The 18,391-nt window shown below is 72.7% G+C and carries 19 protein-coding genes; 12 read left to right on the top strand and 7 right to left on the bottom strand.

Annotated features, from left to right (window positions below):
• Positions 1-196: 196 nt before the first annotated feature.
• Positions 197-1,138 carry a DMT family transporter gene (locus tag ACP6CK_RS17145; protein WP_426954513.1) on the bottom strand — a complete coding sequence of 314 codons (942 nt, stop codon included), beginning with the start codon at positions 1,136-1,138 and terminating at the stop codon, positions 197-199.
• A gap of 73 nt (positions 1,139-1,211) precedes the next feature.
• Between ACP6CK_RS17145 and ACP6CK_RS17140 the strand changes: the two genes are divergently transcribed.
• Positions 1,212-2,132: a LysR family transcriptional regulator gene (locus tag ACP6CK_RS17140; RefSeq protein ID WP_426954512.1), complete on the top strand. Its 921-nt coding sequence runs from the start codon at positions 1,212-1,214 to the stop codon at positions 2,130-2,132.
• 173 nt (positions 2,133-2,305) lie between these two features.
• Here ACP6CK_RS17140 and ACP6CK_RS17135 read toward each other — a convergent pair whose 3' ends face one another.
• Positions 2,306-4,735, bottom strand: a complete 2,430-nt coding sequence (locus ACP6CK_RS17135) for a mechanosensitive ion channel domain-containing protein (protein ID WP_426954511.1) — start codon at positions 4,733-4,735, stop codon at positions 2,306-2,308.
• Between the two features lie 147 nt (positions 4,736-4,882).
• Here ACP6CK_RS17135 and ACP6CK_RS17130 point away from each other — a divergent pair, with 147 nt between their 5' ends.
• The 7 genes from ACP6CK_RS17130 (at position 4,883) to ACP6CK_RS17100 (ending at position 11,061) form a co-directional block, all read left to right on the top strand.
• Positions 4,883-6,103: an MFS transporter gene (locus tag ACP6CK_RS17130; protein WP_426954510.1), complete on the top strand. Its 1,221-nt coding sequence runs from the start codon at positions 4,883-4,885 to the stop codon at positions 6,101-6,103.
• A gap of 48 nt (positions 6,104-6,151) precedes the next feature.
• Positions 6,152-6,565, top strand: a complete 414-nt coding sequence (locus ACP6CK_RS17125) for a helix-turn-helix domain-containing protein (protein ID WP_426954509.1) — start codon at positions 6,152-6,154, stop codon at positions 6,563-6,565.
• A gap of 88 nt (positions 6,566-6,653) precedes the next feature.
• On the top strand, positions 6,654-6,848 hold the full coding sequence (locus tag ACP6CK_RS17120; RefSeq protein ID WP_426954508.1) for a twin transmembrane helix small protein: 195 nt from the start codon (positions 6,654-6,656) through the stop codon (positions 6,846-6,848).
• A gap of 388 nt (positions 6,849-7,236) precedes the next feature.
• Positions 7,237-7,986: an electron transfer flavoprotein subunit beta/FixA family protein gene (locus ACP6CK_RS17115; protein ID WP_426954507.1), complete on the top strand. Its 750-nt coding sequence runs from the start codon at positions 7,237-7,239 to the stop codon at positions 7,984-7,986.
• A 3-nt stretch (positions 7,987-7,989) separates the two neighbouring features.
• Positions 7,990-8,913: an electron transfer flavoprotein subunit alpha/FixB family protein gene (locus tag ACP6CK_RS17110; RefSeq protein WP_426954506.1), complete on the top strand. Its 924-nt coding sequence runs from the start codon at positions 7,990-7,992 to the stop codon at positions 8,911-8,913.
• Complete coding sequence (locus ACP6CK_RS17105; protein ID WP_426954505.1) at positions 8,910-9,839, top strand: 3-hydroxybutyryl-CoA dehydrogenase; 930 nt, start codon at positions 8,910-8,912, stop codon at positions 9,837-9,839. The genes ACP6CK_RS17110 and ACP6CK_RS17105 overlap by 4 nt, the downstream gene beginning before the upstream one ends.
• A 19-nt stretch (positions 9,840-9,858) precedes the next feature.
• The gene (locus tag ACP6CK_RS17100) at positions 9,859-11,061 is read left to right on the top strand and encodes an acyltransferase family protein (protein WP_426954504.1); all 1,203 of its coding nucleotides are present in this window, start codon (positions 9,859-9,861) and stop codon (positions 11,059-11,061) included.
• Positions 11,062-11,143: 82 nt separating this feature from the next.
• On the opposite strand, the gene ACP6CK_RS17095 is transcribed toward ACP6CK_RS17100, so the two are convergent.
• A complete protein-coding gene (locus ACP6CK_RS17095; protein WP_426954503.1) occupies positions 11,144-11,635 on the bottom strand; it encodes a L,D-transpeptidase family protein in 492 nt (163 codons plus the stop codon).
• 60 nt (positions 11,636-11,695) lie between these two features.
• Positions 11,696-12,148, bottom strand: a complete 453-nt coding sequence (locus ACP6CK_RS17090; protein WP_426954502.1) for a hypothetical protein — start codon at positions 12,146-12,148, stop codon at positions 11,696-11,698.
• A gap of 135 nt (positions 12,149-12,283) precedes the next feature.
• Here ACP6CK_RS17090 and ACP6CK_RS17085 point away from each other — a divergent pair, with 135 nt between their 5' ends.
• On the top strand, positions 12,284-13,168 hold the full coding sequence (locus tag ACP6CK_RS17085) for an alpha/beta fold hydrolase (RefSeq protein WP_426954501.1): 885 nt from the start codon (positions 12,284-12,286) through the stop codon (positions 13,166-13,168).
• Positions 13,165-14,007, top strand: coding sequence for an alpha/beta fold hydrolase (locus ACP6CK_RS17080; protein WP_426954500.1), 843 nt, complete (start codon positions 13,165-13,167; stop codon positions 14,005-14,007). Before ACP6CK_RS17085 ends, ACP6CK_RS17080 begins: the two co-directional genes overlap by 4 nt.
• A 94-nt stretch (positions 14,008-14,101) precedes the next feature.
• On the opposite strand, the gene ACP6CK_RS17075 is transcribed toward ACP6CK_RS17080, so the two are convergent.
• Positions 14,102-15,328, bottom strand: coding sequence for a GTP cyclohydrolase II (locus ACP6CK_RS17075; RefSeq protein ID WP_426954499.1), 1,227 nt, complete (start codon positions 15,326-15,328; stop codon positions 14,102-14,104).
• Positions 15,329-15,595: 267 nt separating this feature from the next.
• Between ACP6CK_RS17075 and ACP6CK_RS17070 the strand changes: the two genes are divergently transcribed.
• Both ACP6CK_RS17070 and ACP6CK_RS17065 read left to right on the top strand, forming a co-directional pair.
• Positions 15,596-16,312: a response regulator transcription factor gene (locus ACP6CK_RS17070; RefSeq protein WP_426954498.1), complete on the top strand. Its 717-nt coding sequence runs from the start codon at positions 15,596-15,598 to the stop codon at positions 16,310-16,312.
• The gene (locus ACP6CK_RS17065) at positions 16,309-17,217 is read left to right on the top strand and encodes an alpha/beta fold hydrolase (protein ID WP_426959931.1); all 909 of its coding nucleotides are present in this window, start codon (positions 16,309-16,311) and stop codon (positions 17,215-17,217) included. Before ACP6CK_RS17070 ends, ACP6CK_RS17065 begins: the two co-directional genes overlap by 4 nt.
• 179 nt (positions 17,218-17,396) lie before the next feature.
• Here the strand turns inward: ACP6CK_RS17065 and ACP6CK_RS17060 are convergent, their stop codons facing one another.
• Together ACP6CK_RS17060 and ACP6CK_RS17055 are read right to left on the bottom strand one after the other, a co-directional pair.
• On the bottom strand, positions 17,397-17,675 hold the full coding sequence (locus ACP6CK_RS17060; protein ID WP_426954497.1) for a hypothetical protein: 279 nt from the start codon (positions 17,673-17,675) through the stop codon (positions 17,397-17,399).
• 35 nt (positions 17,676-17,710) lie between these two features.
• A complete protein-coding gene (locus ACP6CK_RS17055) occupies positions 17,711-18,328 on the bottom strand; it encodes a malonic semialdehyde reductase (protein WP_426954496.1) in 618 nt (205 codons plus the stop codon).
• Positions 18,329-18,391 lie beyond the last annotated feature (63 nt).

Here is an 18,391-nt window from a genome sequence, read left to right as displayed (position 1 = left end):
AGGTCGACATGCCGCACAGCGTAGGAGGCAACGGCCGATGAAGCAAGCCTGGCCTCAGGGGAGGCCCTGCCTCCCCTGACCCCTCCGCCGGGGGGGGACGCACCCCCCCGGACCTCGCGATCCATAGAACGCGGTCCAGGGACGCGCTCGCCCCTGGCGAATGGGGTCCGGGAAAGGCAGCGCCTTCCCGGGGTCATCAGCCCCGCACGGGGAGCACCGGTGCAGCGACCGTCCGCGCCGCAGGCGCCAGACTGTTCAGGATCAGCGCCGCGATCACCAGCGCCACGCCGGCGATCTCCGCGCCCGCGGGCACCCGGCCGCCTGCCACCGCGATGGCGAAGGCCGTGACGGGCACGAGGTTGATGAACAGCACCCCCCGTGCCGGCCCCAGCGCCCGCATTCCCGCGTTCCAGCCGAGCACCGCGACCACCGAGGCGGCGAGCACGAGATAAGCGAACTCCGGCGCTGCCGCGACCAAGACGGCCGGGGAGGGCAGGGTGGCGGCACCCACCGCCAGCGCGGTCAGGGTGATGCCGGCGATGCTCAGCGCCCCGAAGGCGGCCGTCAGCGCGGTGTAGCGAAGCCCCGACCAGCCCGGGAAGGCCGCCGCGCCGAGGGTGTAAAGAACCCAGGTCGTCGCGCCGACCAGGATCAGCGCCTCGCCCCCGCCCGCGCCGCCCGTCAGCAGGGACCGTGGATCACCATGCGTCACCACGAGCGCCACCCCCAGCAGGCCAACGCCGACGGCGCCGAGCTGCCGCGGGGCCGGCCAGGCCCGGGCACGCAGCGCGGCCACGCCCACCGCGATCAGCGGCATCAGCGCCGGGATGACCGCACCGTGCTCGGGGCGCGTGCTCCGGAGGCCGAGAAAGGCGAAGAGCCCGAACCCCGCGAAGCCGAGCGTGCCGATCGCCCAGAGGTGGAGCGCCCGCCCCTCCGTCGCCAGCGCCCCGCGCCCCTCTACCGCCCAGAGCAGACCGAGGAAAATCAAAGACGTGGGCGCGTAGCGGATCAGTGTCAGGGTGAAGGGGTCGATCTCCTGCATCAGCGGCTTCGCCACGGCGAACATGCCGCCCCAGGCCAGGGCCGCTGCGCCTAGCATGGCGGCGCCCCCCAGCAACCTCGATGTTCCGGGCATCGCGCCCTCCTCAATCCGTCTGGGCGGGAGGATGGCTGTGGACTCGCGCACGGAACACGCGCCAGATCGCGCAGTGGCTGCGCGAAATCACACACCCGAGCGGGCGCTCTCCGACTGGGACCGGCTGCGGGTGGTCCTGGCCCTGCGCCGCGGTGGCACCTTCTCCGCTGCGGCGCGGGCCCTCGGGGTGGACCACACCACCATGGCCCGGCGCCTGGAGGGGTTCGAGCGTGACCTCGGCGCCCCGCTCTTCGAGCGCGGCCCGGCGGGCTTCGCCCCCACCCCGCTGGGGGAGGAGGTGCTGGCGGCGGCCGAGCGCATGGAGGGCGAGGTCACCGGCCTGCTGCGCCGGCTGGACGGCGCGGCCGGGGGGCTGACCGGCGTCGTCCGCCTGACGACCACGCCGCATCTCGCCGCCGCCCTCTTCGCCCCCGCGCTCGGCGGCTTCCTGCGCGACCATCCCGGCCTCCGGATGGAGCTGGTGGGGGATGCCCGCAGCCTCGACCTCTCCCGGCGGGAGGCGGACCTGGCGGTGCGCCTGTCACGGCCCGAGGCGCTCGGGCTGGTCGCGCGCCGGCTGGGAGAGGTGGCCTTCGCCCTCTACGCCGCCGCCGGCGACCCGAGGCCCTTCGAGGCGATCCCCGTCCTCGCCTACGAGGATTCCTCCGGCAGCGCGCTGCTGCAGCGCTACCTCGCGTCGCTCGTCCCGCCGGAGCGGATGGTCCTGCGCACGAACACCATGGCGGCCCTGCACGAGGCGGCGCGCGCCGGGCTGGGCGCGGCCGTCCTCTCCTGCCTGGTGGCCGAGGCGGACCCGGCCCTGCGCCGCGTGCCGGCGCCGCGCGCCATGCCGGCCATGCCGCTCTGGCTGCTCTACCACGAGGACCTCCGGCGCAGCCCGCGCGTGCGCGCCGCCGTCGCCTTCGTGGACGCGGTGATCGCGGAGCGCCGGGCCGCGCTGGCGCCGCCGGGGTTTCCTTTCGATCCAGTCTGATACGGGGCGCGGGTTGCCCCGGGAGGCTCTGCCTCCCGGACCCTCCGCCGGGGGCCAGACGTGGCCCCCGGACCCCGCGATCCATTTGGCGCGGGTCCAGGGGGCGCGTTCGCCCCCTGGTGGATGGCCGGGGAAGGCGACGCCTTCCCCGGGGCGGCCAGCGCTGCGCGTCGTCAGGCCGGCGCGGCCTCGCCCTCCGGCTCCGCCTCTTTCCGCCGCCAGGGGGAGGGGATCTCGATCCCCGCCGCGTCGAAGCGGGCGCGGATGCGGCGGTTCAGCTCCCGCGTCACGGGCCAGCGCTGGGATGGGTCGGTCTTCACCCGCGCCTTCATCAGCACGCCCGACTCCGCCAGCTTGTCCACGCCCATCACGTCCATCTCGTCGCGGATCGCCTTCTCCCAGCGCGGCTCCGCGCGCATGGAGGCCGTGATCTCCTTCATCAGGGCCGAGACGCGGTCGGTGTCCTCGCCATAGGCGATCGAGACCTCGATCACCGCGAAGGCGAAGTCGCGCGTCATGTTCGTCACCGTGGTGACGGCGGAGAAGGGGATGATGTGCACCGACCCGTCCAGCGCCCGCAGCCGGATGGTGCGGATCGAGAGCTGCTCCACCACGCCCGTCAGCCCGCCGAGCGTGACCGTGTCGCCCACCGCCACCGCGTCCTCCAGCAGCAGGAACATGCCGGTGATGACGTCCTTCACCAGCGTCTGGGACCCGAAACCGATGGCCACGCCGACGACACCGGCACCGGCGATCAGCGGTGCCACGTTCACCCCGATCTCGCTCAGCACGTTCAGCGCCACGAAGACGACGATCACGATCAGCAGCGCCGTCCGCAGCATCGGCAACAGTGTGCGGATGCGGGCGGAGCGCGCGGCCTGGGAATCGCGGGACAGCTTGGCCAGCCGCCGCTGGATGGCGGCGTTCGCCACCTCCCACACCGTGACCGCCGCCGCCGCCGTCAGCCCGATCGAGACGAGCGAGGAGAGCAGCCGCGCCCCGAGCTGCCCGCGGCGAAACCAGGCGAAGGACTCGATCCCCCAGGTCTCCAGCAGCAGGAGAAAGGTGACGATGATGAGGAGGGTGGAGACCACCCCCTTCAGGAAGGGCAGGTAGCGGTTCGCCCGCACCTCCAGCCCGGGATAGCGCTTCGCGAGGTCCGGGGTGATCCGGAACCCGCGCTCCAGCAGCCGCCGCAGCCCGACATCCACCCCCTTCGCGAGGGCCAGGATGAGCAGCGTGTAGGCGGAGGCGCGCAGCAGCCGCTCGAACCCGTCCCGCACCTCCAGCGCCCAGACGCCCCACAGCGCGAAGAGGTAGAGGATGGCCAGCAGGTGCCAGATCTCGGCCAACCGGTCCCGCAGCGCCCGGAACATCCGGCGGGAGCGGTCGGGATCGTCGCCGGGCTTGAGCTCCGGCGCGCGCAGGACCTCCGACACCGTGTGCCGGTTCTGCAGGATGATGATCACCAGGAAGAGCGAGGCGATGAGCAGCACGAAGCGCGTGATGGCGTCATAGACCGCCCAGGGCACGCCGAAGAGCAGCCCCGCCTCCGCCACCGCCCAGCCGACGACCAGCACCACCACGATCCGCCGTAGCCAGACCGTGATGTAGGCCGCCGTCTCGTCGTGGATGTGGACGAGGCGCAGATGCGCGGAGTTCGGGGAGAAGAGCATCCGCGCGGCGGCCATCACCGCCCGGATGGCGATGTAGGCGTTGTTCGCCAGCAGCAGCACCAGCTCCGTCGTCGGCAGCGGCCGCACCGCCCCGATCAGCCCGTAGGAGACGATCGCGAAGGCGCCGATCGGCAGCAGGTCCAGCACCAGCCGGCCGAGGACGAGCGGCACGCGCCGGAACCAGGTCCAGAGATCGGCCCGTTCCGGCGCATGGGCGTCCAGCCGGTCCCGCCAGCGCCCGAGCAGCCGCCACACCAGCCACTCCGCCAGCAGCCCGAGGCCGAAGAGGAGCGCGAGCTTCCAGGACGCGTCGATGACCCGCGTCTGCGTCACCGGGTCCCGCGCGACGCCGGAGGCCCAGGCGGCGAGGTTCGGCAGATCCGTGATCGCCTGGATCCCGTTCACGAACTGCTCCGACAGCGCGGCCAGCCGCTGCGACGCCCCCATCAGGAGCTGCGCGCCGAGCGTGTTGGGCGCGAGGATGCCGGGATCCGCCGCCGGATCGACCGGCGGGTTCGGCGGCGGGGCGGCCGGCGCCGTCGCCGTGGGGGCGGGGGTGGCGGGGGCAGCAGCGGCCGGGGCCGGCGCGGCTCCCGCGGGCGCGGCAGCCTGCGCCGGCGGGTTCGCCGCGGGAGCCGGCGCACCGGCCGCCGCGGACAGCGCCTCGAGGTTGCGGATCAGCTCCGTCCGCCGCGCATCGTCCCGCAACAGCCCGAGCAGCCGCTCGGCGTCCGGCCCGGTCGGAGCGGCCGACGGCGCGGAGGGGGCCGGCGCGGAGGCCGTGGTGGCGGCGGGCGCGGCCGGTGCGGATGGCGCGGCGGGCGCCACGGGCACGGCCGGGATCGCGTTGCTCTCCTGCTGGGCATGGCCTGACGGCGACGCGCAGAGGAGCGCGAGGAGGAGAACGATCAGGGGGGGAAGCCGCATGGGGGCGGGTGTGGACCCGCCCCGGACCGGTAGGTCAAGCATCGAACGGTCACCATGCAGTGGGCGCCGCCGCGGGCGAGCGGGGCCATGAGACAAGGGACCACCCGGTCTGGACGGCCCCGTCGCTGCATTGCAGCATGGCCCCATATGGCCCCGCAGCACTCCGTCTGGACCGTCATGGCGGCGCTGCTCGGCGTCTATCTCGGCGGGATGAGCACCTTCCTTTGCCTGCCCGTCCTGGCCCCGGCCATCGCGGCGGAGCTCGGCCTCGCTCCGGCCTTGGCGGGCCTGCACACCGCCCTCGTCTATTTCGGTGGGCTGCTCTCCGTCCCTTTCTCCGGCGCGCTGCTGAAGCGGTTCGGGGGACTGCGGGTCTGCCAGATGGCGCTGGTCGGGATCGGCTGCGGGCTGCTCGTCGCGACCCTCGCCTCGCCCACCCTGCCCCTCGCGCTCAGCGGGGCGCTGCTGGCCGCCTCCTCCTTCCTCTGCGGCCTGTCGCACGGGCCGGTTACCGCCTCGGGCAGCCACCTCCTCGCGCCCCGGACGCCGCCCTCCCGGATGGGGCTGATCTTCTCCCTCAAGCAGTGCGGCGTGCCGGCGGGGGCCATGGTGGTGGCGGCCCTGGCGCCGGCGCTGACGGTCGCCTTCGGCTGGCGGGTCGGGGTCTGGACCATGGCGGCCCTCGCCTTCACCGTGGCCCTTGCCCTCCAGCCTCTGCGGGCGGCGCTCGACGCGGACCGGGCGCCCGCTGTCCCGGCTGGGGGCCGGATCACCGGCGCACTGCGGGACGCCGCCGCCTCCCTGTCGCTGCTACGGGAGAACGCGGCCCTGCGGGCAGTGACGCTCTCCGGCTCGGCCTTCGGTGTCTCCCAGTTCTGCTTCGCCTCCTTCTTCGTGACCTGGCAGGTCGCGACCCTCGGCACCCCGCTGGCCGAGGCCGGGCTCCGCATGGCCCTTGCCCAAGCCGGCGGCCTGATCGGGCGGGTGGCCTGGGGTGTCGTCGGGGACCGCACGGGCGCCATGCGGGCCCTGGCCGGCTGCGGCATCGGCGCCGCCCTTTCTACCCTTGCCCTCGCCCTGGCGGGCCCGTCCTGGCCGGGGTTGCTGGTCAGCCTTGTGGGCATCGTGCTCGGCGCCACCGCGATCGGCTTCAACGGCGTCATGCTGGCCGAGGCCGCGCGGGTCGCCCCGGCCGGCCGCGTGGGTGCCGCCACGGGGGCGATGCAGACGGTCTTCTCCTTCACCCAGATCATCATGCCCGCCGTCTTCTCCGGCATCGTGGGGCTGACGGGGCAGTACGGCGCCGGCTTCCTGCTCTGCACGGGCTGCGCCGCCTTCGGCGTCTGGTGCCTCCGCCGCTTCTGGTGACGCCGTTCGCTTGCTGTTCCGCCAGGCGCGTGGAACAAGCCCGCCGCCATGGAGAACCAGGACCCCGAGATCCCGCCCATGCTGGCGCTGATCGAGTCCCGCCTCGAACGCCTCGACCTCTCCGCCGAGGCCGCCTGCCGCGCGGCCGGCCTGCCGCCCGACTACCTTGTCCGGATGCGGGAGGGCACCGCCCCCGTCCCCCGCGGCAACCGCCTGGTCCGGCTGGCGGAGACGCTGGGCACCTCCGTCTCCTATCTCGTCGGGCTGGACCCCGACACCCAGCCCCCGCCCGAGGTGCTGGAGGAGGACCAGGGCAGCCTCGGCCTCCTCGCGGGTGACGAGGAAGCGTTGCTCCGCGCCTACCGGGACCTCGATTTCCCGACCAAGGCCGCGCTGCTGACGGTGGTGCGGAAGATGGCCGGTCCGGAGCCGGTGCCGGACGCGCCAAAGCGCCGGAAATAGGGGTTTTTCGTCAATGCATGGCGCGCGCGGCAGGGCGGCGGCGGACGCCGTTGTCGCGCCGCGCGGCATGCCCAGATAGTCGGGCATCATGATCACCCTCCTCACCATCCTCGTCGTCATCTTCATGCTGGCGACGCTCGGCACCCTCTTCGCCGGCATGGTCGGTATGGTCCGCGGCAGCGAGGACCTGCACCGATCCAACGCCCTCATGCGCTGGCGCGTGACGCTCCAGGGCGTGACCCTCGTGCTCTTCGCCCTGCTGCTCTTCGCCATGCGGGGCTGACGGCGTCGCGCGCCGCCTGCTTGTTGCGGTCCGCGCGCGGTGCTGGCCCTCACCGCAGGCCGCCGGACCGGGCGGCGCAGCGGCAGACCTGGCGCCGGCCTGCCCGGCGCCCTGAGAATTGGCCGGAGGCGACTTCATCGAGGTCGGGGCTCATGAGCCTGTCGGCCGGCACTCCGACAGGGCTTGTCGGACCGGACGCGGGTGGCCCGCTACAGCCCCGGCATTCCTGGCCCCGGCCATGGCCCGCCTGCGATCCCGCTTGCCCGCCGATGGGGCCGGCCGTATAGACCCGGGATTGTGCAGGTGCGAAACACCCGCACTCCGCCTCCCAGGGGCCGCCCCGGTCCCCAAGGCCAACCGGCCGCCGCCAGAGGACCCGTCACCCCGAATGAAGCTGCTCGTCCCCGTCAAGCGCGTGGTGGACTACAACGTGAAGGTCCGGGTGCGCCCGGACGGCACCGGCGTCGAGACCGCGAACGTCAAGATGTCGATGAACCCCTTCGACGAGATCGCCGTCGAGGAGGCGGTCCGCCTGAAGGAGAAGGGCGCGGCGACCGAGATCGTTGCCGTCTCCATCGGTCCGGCCCAGGCACAGGAGCAGATCCGCACCGCGCTCGCCATGGGCGCCGACCGCGGCATCCTCGTCGAGGTCGCGGACACGGTGGAGCCGATCGCGGTGGCCAAGATGCTGAAGGCGATCGCGGAGAAGGAGCAGCCGGGCCTCATCATCCTCGGCAAGCAGGCGATCGACGACGACATGAACGCCACCGGCCAGATGCTGGCGGCGCTGCTCGGCTGGGGCCAGGGCACCTTCGCCAGCAAGGTCGAGGTGGCCGACGGCGCCGTGAACGTGACGCGGGAGGTGGATGGCGGGCTGGAGACGGTGCGCCTGACCCTGCCGGCCATCGTCACCACCGACCTGCGCCTGAACGAGCCGCGCTACGCGTCGCTGCCGAACATCATGAAGGCGCGGAAGAAGCCGATCGAGACGATGAAGCCCGCCGACCTCGGCGTGGACCCCGCGCCGCGCCTGCGCGTCATCAAGGTCGAGGAGCCGCCGAAGCGCCAGGCCGGCGTGAAGGTCGGCTCCGTCCAGGAACTCGTCCAGAAGCTGCGCACCGAAGCGAAGGTGATCTGATCCATGACGGTCCTCGTCCTCGCCGACCATGACGGCGCCGCCATGTCCCAGCCTACCCGCTCCGCCGTCGCAGCGGCGGGCAAGCTGGGCGACGTCCACCTGCTGGTGATCGGCGCCGAAGCGGCCGCCCAGGCCGGCGCGAAGCTGCCCGGCGTCGCGAAGGTCCTGCACGCCGCCTCCGAGCACGTGCTGGCCGAGCCGGCCGCTGCCCAGCTCGTCGCGCTCGCACCCGCCTACTCGCACCTGCTGGCCCCCGGCTCCGCGCTCGGCAAGAACGTCATGCCGCGCGTCGCGGCCCTGCTGGACGTGCAGCCGCTCAGCGACGTCTCCGCCATCGTGGACGCGGACACCTTCGTGCGCCCGATCTACGCGGGCAACGCGCTGGCCACCGTCGCCTCCTCGGACGCGAAGAAGGTCATCACCGTCCGCGCCGCCTCCTTCGATCCCGTCGCGGCCGAGGGCGGCAGCGCCGCCGTCGAGGCCGCGCCGGCCGCGCAGGACCCCGGCGTCTCCTCCTTCGTCGGCGCCGAGATCGTGAAGACCGAGCGTCCCGAGCTGACCGCGGCGCGCGTCATCGTCTCCGGCGGCCGCGCGCTCGGCTCCGCGGACAACTTCAAGATCCTCGACGGCATCGCGGACAAGCTCGGCGCCGCCGTCGGCGCCTCCCGCGCCGCCGTGGATGCGGGCTACGCGCCGAACGACCAGCAGGTCGGCCAGACCGGCAAGATCGTCGCGCCCGAGCTCTACATGGCCTTCGGCATCTCCGGCGCCATCCAGCACCTGGCGGGCATGAAGGACAGCAAGGTGATCGTGGCGATCAACAAGGACGAGGAGGCGCCGATCTTCCAGGTGGCCGACTACGGCCTCGTCGGCGACATCTTCAAGATCATCCCCGAACTCGAAGCGGAACTGGAGAAGCCGGCATGAACGCCGAGGTCAAGGCCACGCCGGCTCCCGCCGGAGAGACCCTCGCCACCCCCGTGATCGCCACGGTCGGCATCATCGGCGCGGGGCAGATGGGCAACGGCATCGCCCATGTCAGCGCGCTGGCCGGCCTGAACGTCGTGATGGTGGACGTGAAGCCGGAGGCGCTGGACAAGGCCCGCGCCACCATGACGAAGAACATGGACCGCCAGGTCTCCAAGGGCCAGGTGACGGCGGCGGACAAGGACGCGGCGCTCGCCCGCATCACCGCCTCGACCGGCATGGAGGCCCTCGGCGACTGTGACATCGTCATCGAGGCGGCGACCGAGAAGGAGGCGATCAAGCAGGCGATCTACAAGAGCCTCTGCCCGCACCTGAAGCCCTCCGCCATCCTCGCCTCCAACACCTCGTCCATCTCCATCACCCGCCTCGGCGCCGCGACCGACCGTCCCGAACGCTTCATCGGCATGCACTTCATGAACCCCGTGCCGGTCATGAAGCTGGTGGAGGTGATCCGCGGCATCGCGACCGACGAGCCGACCTTCCAGGCCGTGGACGCCCTGGCCGCGAAGCTCGGCAAGACCACCGCGACGTCCGAGGACTTCCCCGCCTTCATCGTGAACCGCATCCTGGTCCCGATGATCAACGAGGCCGCCTACGCCCTGCATGAGGGCGTCGGCAACATCACCTCGATCGACACGGCGATGAAGCTCGGCGCGAACCATCCGATGGGCCCGCTGGAGCTGGCGGACTTCATCGGCCTCGACACCTGCGTCGAGATCATGAACGTCCTGCACGCCGGCATGGGCGATTCCAAGTACCGCCCCTGCCCGCTGCTGGTGAAGTACGTCGAGGCCGGCTGGTACGGCCGCAAGACCGGCAAGGGCTTCTACGACTACTCCGGCGACACGCCCCGCCCGACCCGCTGACGGCTCGGCGCGCCCTGCCATGCCGCGCGCGGGGCGCGTCGCCTTCGCGGACCAGCTTCGCGGCCTCGCCGCGCTGCTGGTCCTCCTGGCGCATCACGGCTCCAACTACTGGCTGATCCAGCCGGCGGTGGCGGACCTGACCGGCCTGCCGCCCGCCTTCCCGGCGGCGCCGCCCGGAACGCTCGCCTGGGCCAATCTGTTCCCTGGCATCACCGTCACGGGACCGGCGGGCGTCGCCCTCTTCTTTCTCATCTCCGGCTACGTGATCCCCTTCTCCCTGCGCGGCCGCAGGCGGGGCGGGTTCCTGCTGGCCCGCGCCGTGCGGCTGCTGCCGACCTACTGGGCGGGCTTCGCCCTTCAGGTCGCGGTGCTGCTGGTCGCGCAGCACCTCCTGTCCGGCCACTTCCCCCGCAGCGCGGCCGAGGTGGTGCTGAACCTCCTGCCCGGGCCGCAGCTCCTCGCGAACCTGCCGAGCCTCGACGGGATCGTCTGGACCCTCAACATCGAGGTCCTCTTCTATCTCGCCGCCGCCCTCGTCGCGCCGCTGATCCTGCGCCGCTCCCCCCACGTGCTCTGGGTGCCGCTGGGCGCGGCGCTGCTCGGCGGCGCGCTCTCGGTCCACACGGGCTGGATCACGGCCGCGCCGCCGGTCCTGGTGCGCGCCCTCAGCGGCCTCGCCCTCGCTGCCCCGATGCTCGTCTACATGTTCATCGGCACCGTTCTGCACCTGGCCGAGGACGACCCGCGCTGGCGGCGCGCCGCCCTCTTCCTCGTGCCCGTGATGCTCGCCGTCTTCGCCGCGATGATGCGGTGGTGGCCGCACGGCTCGCTCTTCGCCCAGGCCTGGGCCTACCTTGTCGTGGCAGCGCTCTTCGTCGCGGCCTTCGCCCTGCGCGCGCGCATCCCGGCCTGGCGGCTGCCAACCTGGCTCGCCTCCATCTCCTACCCGCTCTACGTCGTGCACGGCGTCTCGGGCTACGCGCTCATGTCCGTCGCTTGGTCCCTCGGCTGGCCGCCGCTCGCCTGCTTCGCCCTGGCCATCGCCTACTCGCTCGGCGCCGCGGTGCTGCTGCACCTCTTGGTGGAGGAGCCGACGCGCCGGCTCTCCGCGCGCCTGGGGCGGGGTGGTTCGGCGCTGTGGCGCGGACGAGACAAGGTCGGGGAGAAGGAATTCTCCCCGAACCCCTCATCTTCTTTCGTCAGGCTGCCGCGGAACGGATGATCAGCCGTCTCGCGGCAGGCTGACGAGAGAAGGAGAGGCAAGCGCCTGCGTTTGACGAGGCAGTGCTCTCGCCCAGCCTCCCTTAGACCCGCACCGCCGTCAGCCCCGCCGCCAGCGCCGCGCGCAGGTCCGGCAGGGCCAGCGCCAGGCAGCCCGCGGTCGGCGCGTAGTCCGGCCGCGCCAGATGCAGGAAGATCGCGCTCCCACGGCCCCGCACGACGGGCGCGTCGTTCCAGCCCAGCACGCCGACGATGTCGTACAGCCCGTCATGCCGCCACATCTCCTCGTGGCTCGCCGCATAGGGCAGGCGGACCGGCCGGTTGTAGGCGGGATCGGCCGGATCGTCGCACCAGCCATCGGATGGGGAGATCGGCTCCACCGGCACCGCGCAGGCCGGCGCCGGCCCCCGATCGGCGCGATACAGGACGCGGCGCAGCGGCATCAGCCCCGCGGGAGTGCCGCCGTCACCTTCCCTCTTGTCGGCGCGGACGCCGCCGCGGCCAATAGCGCAGCGCCAGGATTGCCGCCCCAGATGCAGGACGCCGTCGCGGTAGAGGGCCGTGCCGTCGGACATGCCCGGGCTGTGGCTGCACCCGGTCGCTGGGTCAAGGGCCGCCGGGTCAAGGGTTGACGGTCAAGCCTGGCCGTTGTTCCAGGACGCGTAGGCCAGCCGCGCGCGGGAGATGGTGTCGGGGTTGGCCGTCTCCCCCCAGGCCAGGAACGCCGTCGGCTGGTCCCGCCCGTTGGCGATGGCGCGGATGGTGCCGGCCACGTCGAACACGTCGAACAGCACGCTCCCGATCCCCGCCATGAACCCCATCGGCCCTCCGGTGAGCGCGCCGACGAGGATGCGGGCGGCAGGATGCGCCGACTGCCCCGTCACGGCCCGGTAACCGGTGCCCACCCCCGGCAGGTGCTGCAGCGGGTTGATGGACTCCAGGAACTCGTCGAAGGACATCTCGGACGGCATGGGGGCGGCTTCCTCCCCCATCAGCGGCGGGCCGCTGTCCGGCGCGGCGCGGGTGCCGCCATACTGGTAGCCGGCCCAGGCAGTCGCGCCCGGGGAGACATCGGTCACGGTGGTCATGCGGGCCTCGGGAAGTGGTCCGGTCCCGCCTCGCGCAAGCCGCGTGCCGCAGGACCGGAACGGTGGGGCGGCCGCGTTGACACCCCGCGCCACGGCTGCCGAAGCTCCCGCCCCGCAGCAAAGGAACCGCCCCGCATGACGATGCCGGAGGATCGCTGGCTGGACGTGGACGGCGTCCGCACCCGCTACGTCGACACGGGGTCCGGCCCCACGCTCCTGCTCGTCTACGGCGGCAATTTCGGCTCGCCCGACAGCGCCTCCTCCGTCACCACCTGGGAGCCGGTGATCAACGGCCTCTCGGACCGCTTCCGCGTGGTCGCGCCCGACAAGCTGGGGCAGGGCCACACGGGCAACCCGCTGCGGGACGAGGATTACTCGATGGAGGCCGTCTCCCGGCACCTCGCGCGCTTCATGGACGTGCTGGACCTGCGGGACGTCCACCTGATGGGCCATTCCCGCGGCGGCTTCCTCGTCACCCAGATGGCGCTCGACTTTCCATCGCGCGTGCGGTCGGTCTCGATCATCAACTCCTCCACCCTCGCGCCCGGCGTGGGGCTGAACGAGCCGGTGCTGGCCAAGCCGCCACATCCCTCCTTCACGCGGGAAAGCCTGCGCTGGACCTACGAGCACTACTCCTACGGCACCGCCCACGTGACCGATGAATGGGTCGAGAGCGGATACCAGGTCCTCTGCCTGCCGAAGTACCGGGAATCCTGCCGCAAGATGGAGGAGGAGCGCCTCAAGACCCGCGTCTTCCTGCCGGAGATGGCGCGCGGCAAGCGCGACCTCCTCTCCCGCCTCGCGGAGATGGGCATGCAGCGCCCGACGCAGCTCATCTGGACCCTGAACGACCCGACCGCGCGGCTGGATCGCGGCATCGCCCTTTTCGAGCTCATCGCCCGGCGGGAGCGGGACACCGCCTTCCACGTCTTCAACCAGGCCGGCCACTTCCCCTATCGCGAGCACCCCGCCCGCTTCAACGAGGCGGTCGCCGCCTTCATCCAGGGGATCGTCCGATGAGGACGCGGATGATCACCGCCGGTGGCATCGCGACCCGCATCGCCGAGGCCGGGAGCGGCCCCGCCATCGTCCTGATCCCGCCCGGCCTCTTCGGCCACGGCACGCTCGGTGGCCTGTTCTGCCCCACGCTGAACTTGTGGGACACGGCCCTCCCGGCCCTGGCCGCGACGAACCGCGTGGTGGCGCTGGACACGCTCGGACAGGGCAGCACCGGGGCCGGCACCGTACCCCCGACGCTGGACGCCGCGCTGGGCCACCTGACGGCCGTGCTGGACGCGCTCGGCATCTCCCGTGCCCACCTCGTCGGCCATGACGAGGGCGCGATGCTGGCCGTGCGCCTCGCGTTTCAGGATCCGGGCCGGGTGGCATCCTGCACCCTCGTCAGCGCCCCCACAGTGGCGCCGACCGGGGATGGGCTGAACCCGCTCTTCCTCGCCAATCCGCTGGAACCGCGCCTCTCCGAGCAGGGTCAGCGCTGGGCGCTGGAACGCCTCTCCTGGTCGCCGCACCACATAAACCCGGCCCTGCTGGCCGACGCCGTCGCCGCGCCCCCGCCCGCCGAGGCGCCGGCCCTCATGGGCACGGCCATGAAGGCGAAGGGCGAGAACTTCGCTGCCTGGCGTGACACCGGCTTCCCAGTCCCGGCGATGGTGGTCTGGGGTCAGGACGACCCGGCCTTCGGCCCCGCTTACGGCCGCAGCCTCTTCGAGCTGATTGCCGCCCGCCAGCCGGCGACGCAGCTCCACCTGCTGAACCGCGCGGGCTACTTCCCGTATCGGGAGCAGCCACGCCTCTTCAACGGCCTCGTTGCCGGCTTCGTGCAGGCGGTAGAGGAGTAGAACAGAGCTGCTGCAAGGAAGGGAGGTCCAGGAACATCAGGTTCCTGGCGGTTGGGGTCTGGGGAAGGCAGAGCCTTCCCCAGGGTCATGAGCACTACCCCAGCAGATGCCCGAACCGCCGCTTCTTCGTCGCCAGATACCCGTCATTCACTCCATTCGCGGCGAAGAGGTGCGACACCCGCCCCACCACCTCGATCCCGCAGGCCGAGAGCCCCGCGACCTTGTCCGGGTTGTTCGTCAGCAGGCGCACGCGGGGGATCCCCAGCGCTTCCAGCATCGTGGCGGCGACCAGGAAGCCCCGCTCATCCGCGCCGTAGCCGAGGGCGCGGTTGGCATCGAGCGTGTCCAGCCCCGCATCCTGCAGCGTGTAGGCGCGCAGCTTGTTCACCAGCCCGATGCCCCGCCCCTCCTGCGCGAGGTAGAGGAGGACACCGCCCCCTTCCTGCGCCATGCGGGCGATGGCGCCGCGAAGCTGCGGCCCGCAGTCGCAGCGCAGCGACCCGAGAAGGTCCCCGGTGAAGCACTCGGAATGCGCCCGGCAGAGCGGCGCGCCGCCGGACGCGGCCAGTTCCTCCGGCTGCCCGACGAGGATCGCCAGGTGCTCGATCCCGCCATCCGCCGCGCGGAAGGCGACGATCCGGGCGTCCGGCGCGTCCTCCAGCGGCACGGACGCCTCCGCGACGCGGGAGAGGCTGGCGGCGGCCGAGAGCGGGTAGGCGAGCACGTCCTCGACCGTCACGGAGAGGAGGCCGAGGCGGGTGGCCGCAGGGGCGGAGGCCGGGGCGGCCACGACCGCGGGCAGAAGCCGCCCCACCTTCGCGAGGGCGATGGCGGCGGGCGCGAGCGCCCCGCCGAAGCCCGGCGTGGGGACGATCTGCGGCGACTCCGGCAGCAGCGACTCCGCGGTCGGGTCGGCCAGGCTGCGCAGCGCCTCCGGCGCCAGCAGGGCAGCGGGCAGGCGCAGGGCCACCGGAACGGCCTCCGCCGCGGCGTCGGGCGGCGCGACGGGGTGCGACACCGGCCGGGCCAGGATGGCGGCCGCCCGCACGGGGGAGAGCAGCAGCACCGCCGGCGCCAGCGCGGCCGCTGCCAGTTCGGACAGCCCGCGCGCCCCGGCGGTCTCGGCCGGGACCAGCACCAGCCCCTCCGCTCCGCCATCCAGGTAGACCGGCGTTCCGCGGCGCAGGTCCGACACGGCGCGGTGGACGGACCGCATGGCGTGCGGACGCGGATCGGCCGCCGAACGGGCCGTCCCCGCTTCCGAATGCCACGCGCCGCTCTCCGGCGCCGTCAGGCTCTCGCCCATGCCCATCCCTTCCATCGTCCGTTCCCTCCCGCGCCAGGGCGGGAGCCGGCCGGACACATCGTGATCCGATCAGGCTCAAGCCAGGACATCAGCCGCGAATGTGGCGCCAGAACGGCGCCCGGCCAGTCCCCACCGTGACATGCCTGCGACGACATCGAAGCAAGGCCGCACGAAACCGCGAGCATCGCCCTTGCCCTAACCCGACTTCATGCACCATATCGTGTCATCACGGGCGTGGGATTACCCCCGAGTCCGTTGCCGAAACGTTTTGCGGGAGAGCGCATGTCGGACGCCCGTCCGATCCTGATCGTCGATGACGAGCCGGCGCTGCTGGAGACCCTGTCCGAGCAGCTTTCCCTAGATGGCGAATTCGCCCCGACCGGCGCCGCGACGGCCGCCGAGGCGGAGGCGATGCTGTCCGGCGCTGGCTCCCGCTTCGACGCCGTCCTGCTCGACGTCGGCTTGCCGGACGGCGACGGCCGGGAACTCTGCGCCAAGCTGCGCCGCGCCGGCCTGAAGATCCCCATCATCATGCTGACCGGCGCCGACGGGGAGAGCGATGTCGTCCGTGGCCTCGATTCCGGCGCGAACGACTACATCCCCAAGCCGTTCAAGCTGCAGATCCTCCTCGCGCGGCTGCGGACGGCGCTCCGCACCTTCGACAACTCCGAGGACGCGGTCTTCACCATCGGGCCCTACACCTTCCGCCCGGCCTCCAAGCTCCTGCAGGACACGGCGCGCAACCGCCGCATCCGCCTGACGGAGAAGGAGTGCGCGATCCTGAAGTTCCTCTACCGCGCCGGCGGCCGCCCGGTGGGGCGGCAGATCCTTCTGAACGAGGTGTGGGGCTACAACGCCGCCGTCACCACGCACACGCTGGAGACGCACATCTACCGCCTCCGGCAGAAGATCGAGCCCGACCCGACCGCGGCTTCCCTCCTGCTGACCGAGGGGGGTGGCTACCGGCTGGACCCGGCGGCGGGACGCGCGGCCGCCTGACGGGCGCCACGGCCTGGGAGGCGGCGGAAACGCTCGCCGTCCCGGGCGGGCGGACCACCCTCTCCCTCCGCCAGCTCGGGGCCGGCCCGCCGCTGCTCCTGCTGCACGGATTCCCGCAGACCCATCTGATGTGGCGCGACGTCGCGCCTCTCCTGGCGCGGGACTTCACCCTGCTCTGCGCCGACCTGCCGGGCTACGGCGCCAGCACCCCGCCGGATCTTTCCCCGGACCACGCCCCGCATTCCAAGCGCGCCATGGCGGCGGAGCTCGTGGCCGCCCTGGGGCACCTCGGCCATGGTCGCTTCGCCGTGGCGGGGCACGACCGGGGCGGGCGGGTCGCCTACCGCATGGCGCTGGATCACCCAGGGCGCGTATCCCACCTCGCCGTGCTGGACGTCGTACCCACCCTGGACGCCTGGGAGCGGGCCGATGCGCGCCTTGCCCTCGGCTTCTGGCCCTGGTCGCTCCTCGCCCAGCCCGCCCCCCTGCCGGAGCGCCTGCTCCTGGCCGCGCCGGAGGCGGTGATCGACGACGCCCTGTCCCAGTGGGGCACCCCGCCCGAGACCTTCGCTCCCGAGATCCGCGCCGCCTACATCGCGGCCCTGCGTGACCCCGCGCGGGTCGCCTCCATCTGCGAGGAGTACCGCGCTGCCGCCACCCGTGACCGGGAGCACGATGCCGCCGACCGCGCCGCCGGCCGCCGCATCGCCTGCCCGGTCCTGGCCCTCTGGAGCGCACGGGGCGGGCTGGCGAAGTGGTACGAGGCCGCCGGTGGACCGCTCGGCCTATGGCGCGGCTGGGCCGATCGGGTCAGCGGTCAGGCGATGAAGGGTGGCCACTTCTTCCCGGAGGAACGGCCGGAGCAGACGGCGGCCGCCCTGCGGGAGTTCTGCCTGGCAAGGTAGCCCGGTCGCCCTGGGGAAGGCTCCGCCTCCCCCAGACCCCCACCGCCAGGGGCCAGACGTGGCCCCTGGACCCGCGTGCCGTTGGAAGCGCGTCGCGAGTCAGGGGCGGCAAGCAGATCGCGGGGTCCGGGGTTGGAAGCGCTGCTTCCAACGCGCCTCCCGGCGTGCCCGACATCAGATCATCCCGGCGGGTCCTGCGCCTCGCCCGTCACCCGCATGGTGGTCGGCTCGAGCGACACCTCCTGGCGCGGCCCGTCCTCGACCTTGCGGGCGCCCTCCACGGCGATCCGGTCGCCCTGTGGGCGCACGTCGATCGTGCCCCAGGCCACGTAGCCGGCCGAGCGCAGCGCCGCCTCGATCCGGCCCAGCTCCTCCGGCGTCGGCGTGCGGGCGGTGCCGGGCAGGGCGCCGACCGCGAGCAGGGCAGGGATGAGCAGGGGGCGGACCAGCGGGTGCATGGCCCCCGAACGGAGCGCCCCGGCGCGGGTTGCCCTCAGGCCAGCCGCGCGACCTCGTCGAAGCCCAGGCGTGGCAGCCGTGCCAGGGTCCCGGACGGCTCGGCATGGCCGAGATTCACCAGCACCGTGGACTTCCACCCCGTGTCGGCGAAGAACAGCTCGTTCACCTTTGCCGCGTCGAAGCCGGCCATGGCCCCCGTATCCAGCCCCAGCGACCGCGCCGCGAGGATGAGATAGGCGACCTGGAGCGAGGAGTTCAGGAAGGCGCTCCGCTCCGCGAATTCCGGCTTGCCGACGAACCAGGACCGGGCATCGGCATGGGGGAAGGTGCGGGGCAGGTTCTCGTAGAAGGCCGGGTCGTACGCGACGATCGCCGTCACCGGCGCCGTGCGCGTCTTCTCCTGGTTGCTGGCGGAGACGGCCTCCAGCAGCTTCGCCTTCCCCTCGGGGGAGCGGACGAAGACGAAGCGGCCGGGCTGCTGGTTCGCGCTCGTCGGGCCGAGGGCGACGAGGTCGTACAGCTCCCGCAGCGTCGCGTCGGAGACGGGGTCCGGCCGCCAGGCATTCGCGGTGCGGGCGGTGCGGAACAGCCGGTCCAGCGCCGCGTCGTCCAGGCGGGCGGGAAGGGCGGGGGAAACGGGGGCGTCGAGCATGGAAGGCTCCTCTGGTTGAGGAGCAGATTCGGACGCCCCGGGCCGTCTTCCCAATGGCCTGAC

This window comes from Muricoccus radiodurans (assembly GCF_050154705.1).
In the GTDB taxonomy this organism is placed as follows: Bacteria; Pseudomonadota; Alphaproteobacteria; order Acetobacterales; family Acetobacteraceae; genus Roseomonas; species Roseomonas radiodurans.
This window is presented reverse-complemented; position numbering and strand designations above follow the sequence as displayed.